This window comes from Variovorax sp. 20P10.2.4, from assembly GCF_058244205.1.
Window position 1 is genome coordinate 1 of record NZ_JBZAYE010000410.1, and the last position, 6763, is coordinate 6763.

A 6763-nucleotide genomic window follows, 5' to 3' on the forward strand; every position below is an offset into this window, starting at 1 on the left:
GCCGCGAACCCCGGCCTCGTCGACACGCTGTCCGCGTCGCAGCTTCGCCTGCTGTCCGAACTCGCGGCGCAGGAAGGCTGCGGCGATGCGGTGCGCACCATGGTGCGCTGCGGCTGGCCGATCGCCGCGCGTGGCGGCGACTGGGATGCCTCTGCGCTCAACCAGGCCGTGTTCCGCGGCGACGCCGCGCTCGCGCGCTTCCTGCTCGAGCACGGCGCGAGCTGGACCGAGAAGCACGGCTATGGCGACAACGCCATCGGCTCGCTGTCGTGGGCCTCGTACAACCAGCCCGTCGAAGACGGCGACTGGCTCGGCTGCGCCGAGGCGCTGGTCGCGCATGGCATGCCGACCGCGCGGCCCGATCCGGCGAGTGCCGATACGGTGCTGATCGATGGGCGGCCCGGGGTGTTCTCTGAGGAGGTGACGGAGTTTCTGCTTGGCGCAGCGCCCTCGTCGGCCTGACCATTCGCTGCGTGCGAGCGGCCGGACCGCTTCGCGCGCAGCCACCCGACCGGTGAAAAGGATCGGGAACGAGACGGCTTCGATGGGTGGCGGCTATTAGAAATTTCTTACATCCGGAATTACGGAGAAATAGGCTTCGCGCATGAATTGGAGAGGGCATTGCACGCAATTTCACCGGAATCCGTAGCTATACCTTCGTTCTCATTGGAAGCTCGATTCGGCGGTATTCGAAAGGCGATTGCAAGAAAAAGTAAGGTGCAAATCCGATATCGGAAATCGACACTGCGATTCCCCAATTGGGGTCAACTCAAAGGAGATTCGCGATGTCGACTAAAACTGGCTTCTACACCATCATCTCGTTCGTCGGCGGCGGTATCCGTGGCCTGCTGTCGGCCACCATCCTGCAGCGCTTGTGCGACGCCAATCCGGCGTTGCTGGACCTGACGAAGATGTTCGCGGGCTGCTCGACGGGGGCGATCATCAGCAGCGAATTGCTGGCGGGCAAGCAGCCCGAGAACCTGATCGATCTGTTCAAACACGAGGTGGGGTTCTACAACGCCATGAATCCCGATCCGAGAAAGCCCGCCTACCCGATCGACGAGGTACTGGTCAGCCAGGAGAAGCTCCATGGAACGACACCGATCGCCGATGCGCGGCACGACGTGCTGCTCGTCTCGTTCAACGTCGGCGGCGTCGAACCGGACCAGAACGACGGCAAGATGATGCCCACTCCCTGGAAGCCGATGATGTTCACCAACATGCTCGGCACGGAGCGGGACAAGGCGGATGGCCTCGAGGGAAATGCCGAGACGCCGATCGCGCATGCGGCGACTTCCAGCGGCGCCATGCCGGGACAACTCGGCTCGATGAACGGCAATGTCGATGGCGCCTTCTTCAATCACGACCCCACGGTTGCCGCGATCGCCCTCGCGGTCCGCAACGGCTATTCCCTCGACCAGATCGCGGCGATCACGATCGGAACGGGCTACATGCCCTACTGGCTGCAAAGCGATACCCACGACTGGGGCGCCACGCAGTGGATGAATGGCGACGACAACCCCTTCGACAACATCACGCCGTTCCTCATGAACCAGAAGGGCTCGTCGCCGGTGCTCGACATGAGTCTCAACGGGACTTCGACGGAACTCATGCCGAACATCGCCAAGATGCTGCTGGGCGACCGCTACGTGAACCTCAATCCGAGGCTGCCGTGCTTCATCCCCGAAAACTCGACCAATGAGCAGGCGCTCTCGCTGCTGGAGCGCCACGGGAACAGCGTGGACATCACGGGCGCGCTGGCGCTGATCGATGCCTACTGGAAGCGGGACGTGGTGGCCTCGGGCCCCGCCACGGGCGGATCTTCCTCGGCGCCCGCGAAGACGGCGCCGCAGAAGGCCAGCCACATCGATCCGCTGAAGACGGAGTTCTTCATCCGCCACAAGGGCAACATCGTTCGCGTGCTCGACATCAAGGACGCATCGAGTGCGTCCGGGGCGCAGGTCATCGCCTACAGCCGCAAACCCATGACGGACCCGAGCGTGAAGAACCAGCTCTGGAAGTTCGTGCCCTCCACCGAGAAAGGTTGGTGGTATCTGGAGACGGCGATGGGAACCGGCTTCGTCATGACCTTGTCGGGCGGCGATACCGGCGTCGCGCCGAAGCTGATCGTCCAGGCGCGCCAGGACGCCGCACGGGACCGCCAGCTCTGGAGCCTGGTGTCGACCGAGGAGCTCGGCTACTTCTTCATCCAGAACAAGGCCGCGCCCGCCGACGTGCCGAGCGTGAATCCGGACTCGTACGTGCCCATCTGCATCGGCGTCGAGATCGACCACACCGAGGACTGCTACGGGGTGCCGCTGGACTACGAGCACGACAGGCCGATGGCGTTCTGCTTCCTGCCGCCGGGCGACCAGCAGCTGTCGGCCGCTCGCTAGCGCGAGCGGGGTGCTGGCGGGTTCAGCCCTCCAGCACCTGCCGCACCTTCACCGCCAACGCCTCCAGCGTGAACGGCTTCCCGATCAGCTCCACCCCCGCGTCGAGCACCCCGTTGTGCACCACCGCGTTGCGCGTGTAGCCGGTGGTGAACAGGATCTTCACCGCGGGCCAGCGGCGGCGCACTTCCTCGGCGAGCCTGGCGCCGTTGACCTCGGGCATGACGACGTCGGTGAACAGCAGCGCGATCTCGGGATGGGCCTCGAGCTGGCGCAGGGCGGCGGCGGCGCCATCGGCCTCGAGCACGCGGTAGCCGAGCTCGGTCAACGCGTCGACGCTGAACTGGCGCACGGCCGGCTCGTCCTCCACCACCAGCACCACCTCCTGCATCTCGCCGAGCGGCACCTCGTCGGCGCGCTCGGCGTCGGGGCCGTCCTCGCCGGCACCGGCGAAGCGCGGCAGGTAGACCTTGACGGTGGTGCCGTGGCCGACCTCCGAATAGATCTTCACGTGGCCGCCGGTCTGCTTGACGAAGCCGTAGACCTGGCTCAGGCCGAGGCCGGTGCCCTTCCCGACGCCCTTGGTGGTGAAGAAGGGATCGAAGGCCTTGGCGATGACCTCCTCGCTCATGCCCATGCCGGTGTCGGTCACGGCGATCATCACGTACTGCCCCGAGGGCACGCCCAGGTGGGTGCTGGCGTAATGGCCGTCGAGGTGGGCGTTCTGGGTCTCGATGGTGAGGCGGCCGCCCTCGGGCATGGCGTCGCGCGCATTCACCGCGAGGTTGAGGATGACGTTCTCGAGCTGGTTCGGATCGGCGTGCGCGCGCCACAGGCCGCCGGCCAGCACGGTCTCGAGCTGCACCTCGGCACCGAGCGCGCGGCGCAACAGGTCGGACATGCCGGCCACCAGCTTGTTGGCGTCGATGGCCTCGGGCCGCAGCGGCTGCTGGCGCGAGAAGGCGAGCAGCCGCTGGGTCAGCACGGCGGCGCGGCGCGCGCCGTCCATGGCCGATTCGGTGTAGCGCTGGGCGCGCGGGTCGCTGTCGCCCATGCGGCGCTTGAGCAGCTCGAGCGAGCCCATGACCACCGCCAGCATGTTGTTGAAGTCGTGCGCGATGCCGCCGGTGAGCTGGCCCACGGCCTCCATCTTCTGCGACTGGTGCAACCGCTCGTGCGCGAGCTCGAGCTCGGCGGTGCGCGCCTTCACGCGCTCCTCGAGCTGGGTGTTGGCATGCTGCACGGCATCGAACAGCCGCGCGTTGTCGATCGCGATCGCGGCCTGCGCGGCCAGGCCGACCATCACGCGCTCCGAGCGCTCGCTGAACATGCCGGTGCGCACATGGCCGAAGAACAGGCCGCCGATGACCTCGCCCGAGCGCGAGACCACGGGCACGGCGAGGTAGCTGCGCACGGGCAGGTGGCCCTTGGGCATGCCCTTGTGCGGCGGGTTCTGCGCATAGCGCGGATCCGCGAGGATGTCGTCCGAGCGGATCACGCCCTCGCCGCGGAAGGTGGGCGCGAAGACCGCGGTGGCGCGCGGCATGCCGAAGTTCTCGAAGGCGGCGCGGTCGGCGCCCGAGAGCGAATAGAGCATGTAGCGCTCGCCGGCATCGTCGAGCACGTTGTAGAAGAAGGCGCCGAAGCTCGCGCCCGTGAGTTCCACGCCGGCATCGACCACGTGCTGCACCAGCTTCTGCAGATCGAGCTCGGCGGCGATCTGCGCGCCGGTGCCGTTGATGATCTCCAGCGTCTGCGTCTCCATCGCGAGCCGGTCGCGGCTGTCGCGCAGCCGCGTCTCGATGCGCGCGCGTTCGGCCGCGTCCCAGGTGCGCTCGGCGGTCAGCTCGGCCAGCTCGATCTCGTGCGGTGTCCACGTCCTGGGCGTGGCCTGGTGCAGGTAGAAGACGGCCCGCAGCGCGCCCGCGCGCAGCAGCGGCACCACGACCAGCGCGCGCGTGCCGATGCTCTCCCAGGTGTCGGCATACGCGCCGCCCGCGCGCGCATCGGCGCGGAAGTCCGCGATGACCAGCGTGCGGCCGGCCTTGAGCTCGGCCACCACCTCGGGGCCGAAGCCGTCGAGCACGCGCGATTCGCCCGCGAGGCCGGGCATGGCACCGGCGCTCCAGTCGCGCGCCACGGTCACGTGCTTCTGCGTGGCATCGACCACGCCATAACCTGCGCGCCCCACCGCGAGATGGCGGCCCAGCAGTTCGGCGGCGGCGCGGGTCACGGCCACCGGGTCGGCGAGGTCGCGCACCGTGTCGCTGAGCTTGAGCAGGAAGCGCTCGCGCTCCTCCACCGATTTGCGCTCCGAGATGTCGCGGTAGAAGATCGCGAGCCCGTCGCCCGAGGGATAGGCGCGCATCTCGATCCAGGCGCTGCGGCCGCTGGGCCAGGTGTAGAAGTGCTCGATCTCGACGCGCCGGCGCTCGCTCATCGCCTGGCGGTAGAGCCGGCCGAAGGCGCTGTCGAGCGTGCCCGGCCAGGCGTCCCACAGGGTGCGGCCGAGGATCTCCTCGCGCGGACGCGTCTCCAGCCGCATGCCCTCGGCATTGATGGCCAGCACGCGGTAGCCGGCGTCGACCAGCACGAAGCCCTCGGCCATGCCCTCGAGCACGCCGCTGGCGCGCGCCTCGCTCTCGCGCAGCGCGGCCTCGGCATGCACGCGCTCGGTGGTCTCGATGACGATCGCCAACACGCCGGCGGGGCGGCCGCTCTCGTCGAGCACCGGGGAGTAGTCGAGGTTCATCCACACCGGCTCGGGTTTGCCGTGGCGGTGCAGCACCAGCTCCTGGTCCTTGAAGGCCAGGGTGCCGCCGGCCAGGCCGACCTTCATCACGTGGTCGTTGAAGTCCGCCACCTCGGGCCAGCCCTGGCGCACCTCGGAGCCCAGCAGCTGCGGATGACGGCCGCCCGCGAACACCGAATAGGCGTCGTTGTAGATCATGAAGCCGGGCTCGCCCCACAGCATCACGATCGGCACCGGCGAGCGCAGCAGCAGGCTGGTCGCGGTCCGCAGGCTCTGCGGCCAGGCGGCGATCGGCCCGAGCGAGGTGCGCTCCCAGGGGAAGTCGCGCACCAGGCGGCCCAGTTCGCCGCCGCCCTCGAGGAAGGCCAGGTGCGTGTGTTCTCCTTCGTCGTCCGTTCGCTGCGTGTTGCCGGAACCGTCCATCATTGCCTGTGCCTTTCGTGGGCGAGCCGCCGCCTCGCCGGGCGGAAATGCCGGCAAATATAGAGGGGCGCGGTGCCGGCGGGAAGTCAGCGGGTTTCAACCCCGGCCGAGGGCGGGCGCTGACAGCGCGGGAGGCTGCCCCGCCAGGGCGCCGTTCAGCGCTGCGACTTGCGCAATCGGTGGATCAGGAACGCCTCGAGCAGCTCGGCCGCCTTGCGCCCCGGCAGCGGCGCCGTGGCCAGCCAGGCCTCGGACTCGGGCAGCGCGGGCAGGCCCTCCTTGGCGCCGAGGATGCGCAGCCGCTTGGAGATCGTGGCCTCGCGGAACACGCCCACCGCAATGCCGGCGCGCACCGCCGCTTCGAGGCCGGTGACGGTGGTGCTGGTGTAGGCGATGCGCCAGGGGATGCCGGCGCGGTCGAGCGCGTGGGTGGCCCAGTCGCGCAGCATCGCGCCCTCGGGGTTGAGCGCCAGCGGCAGCGGCCGCTGCAGGTGCGTCGACGAGCCCGGCGCGGCGGCCCAGACGATGCGCGACTTCGACAGCGGCAGTCCCTCGCCCGAGCCGACCGGGCCGATGCCGATGACCATGTCGTAGCGCGCGCCCAGCTCGGCATGCATCAGCGACGACACGCCATGCTGCAGCTCGACGTGGATGCGCGGATGCAGCCGGCAGAACTCGGCGATCAGTGCCGGCAGCACGCGCGTGGCGTAGTGCTCGATCGAGCCCAGGCGCACGCTGCCCGAGACCTCCTGCGCATCGACGTCGCGAAACAGCTGGTCGTTGAGCCGCAGCATCTGGCGCGCCAGCGGCAGCAGCTGCAGGCCCTCGGCCGTGGGCACCAGCTTGCGGCTGCCGCGCTCCACCAGCTGCACGCCGAGCTGCTCCTCGAGCCGGCGCATCTGCATGCTGACCGCCGACTGCGTGCGCGACAGCGCCTTGGCCGCGGTGGTGAAGCTGCCGATGCGTACCAGCGTGTCGAACACGCGCAGCAGGTCGATGTCGGCCGTGTGGCTGCGCGGGGCGGGGGTGTTCGGGGTGGGCATGGGGCCTCGATTCAATCATGGAACGTGATGGAAGCGATCATCAAACATCACGTTCCAAGCTGGATCGCGGGTCAAGAATGAAGCCTCACGGGACCCATGAGCCCGAACAGGAGACCGCATCCATGCCTCACCCCTCGTCCTTCTCGCCGCCG

The 6763-nt window shown here is 68.6% G+C and carries 4 protein-coding genes; 2 read left to right on the forward strand and 2 right to left on the reverse strand.

The window, feature by feature from the left end:
• Both AC27VN_RS28620 and AC27VN_RS28625 read left to right on the forward strand, forming a co-directional pair.
• The coding region (locus AC27VN_RS28620) for an ankyrin repeat domain-containing protein (protein WP_490878725.1) at positions 1-462 on the forward strand (462 nt) is incomplete at its 5' end.
• A 296-nt stretch (positions 463-758) separates the two neighbouring features.
• Positions 759-2396 (forward strand): patatin-like phospholipase family protein, encoded by a 1638-nt coding sequence (locus AC27VN_RS28625; RefSeq protein ID WP_490878726.1) that lies wholly within the window; start codon positions 759-761, stop codon positions 2394-2396.
• 22 nt (positions 2397-2418) lie between these two features.
• On the opposite strand, the gene AC27VN_RS28630 is transcribed toward AC27VN_RS28625, so the two are convergent.
• A complete protein-coding gene (locus AC27VN_RS28630; RefSeq protein ID WP_490878727.1) occupies positions 2419-5571 on the reverse strand; it encodes a PAS domain-containing protein in 3153 nt (1050 codons plus the stop codon).
• 152 nt (positions 5572-5723) lie between these two features.
• On the reverse strand, positions 5724-6611 hold the full coding sequence (locus AC27VN_RS28635) for a LysR substrate-binding domain-containing protein (protein ID WP_057589983.1): 888 nt from the start codon (positions 6609-6611) through the stop codon (positions 5724-5726).
• Positions 6612-6763 lie beyond the last annotated feature (152 nt).

What these genes read in the sequence shown, in the direction of transcription:
- AC27VN_RS28630 (WP_490878727.1), bottom strand. Translation starts at nt 5,571, where the DNA reads ATGATGGACGGTTCCGGCAACACGCAGCGAACGGACGACGAAGGAGAA.
- AC27VN_RS28635 (WP_057589983.1), bottom strand. Translation starts at nt 6,611, where the DNA reads ATGCCCACCCCGAACACCCCCGCCCCGCGCAGCCACACGGCCGACATC.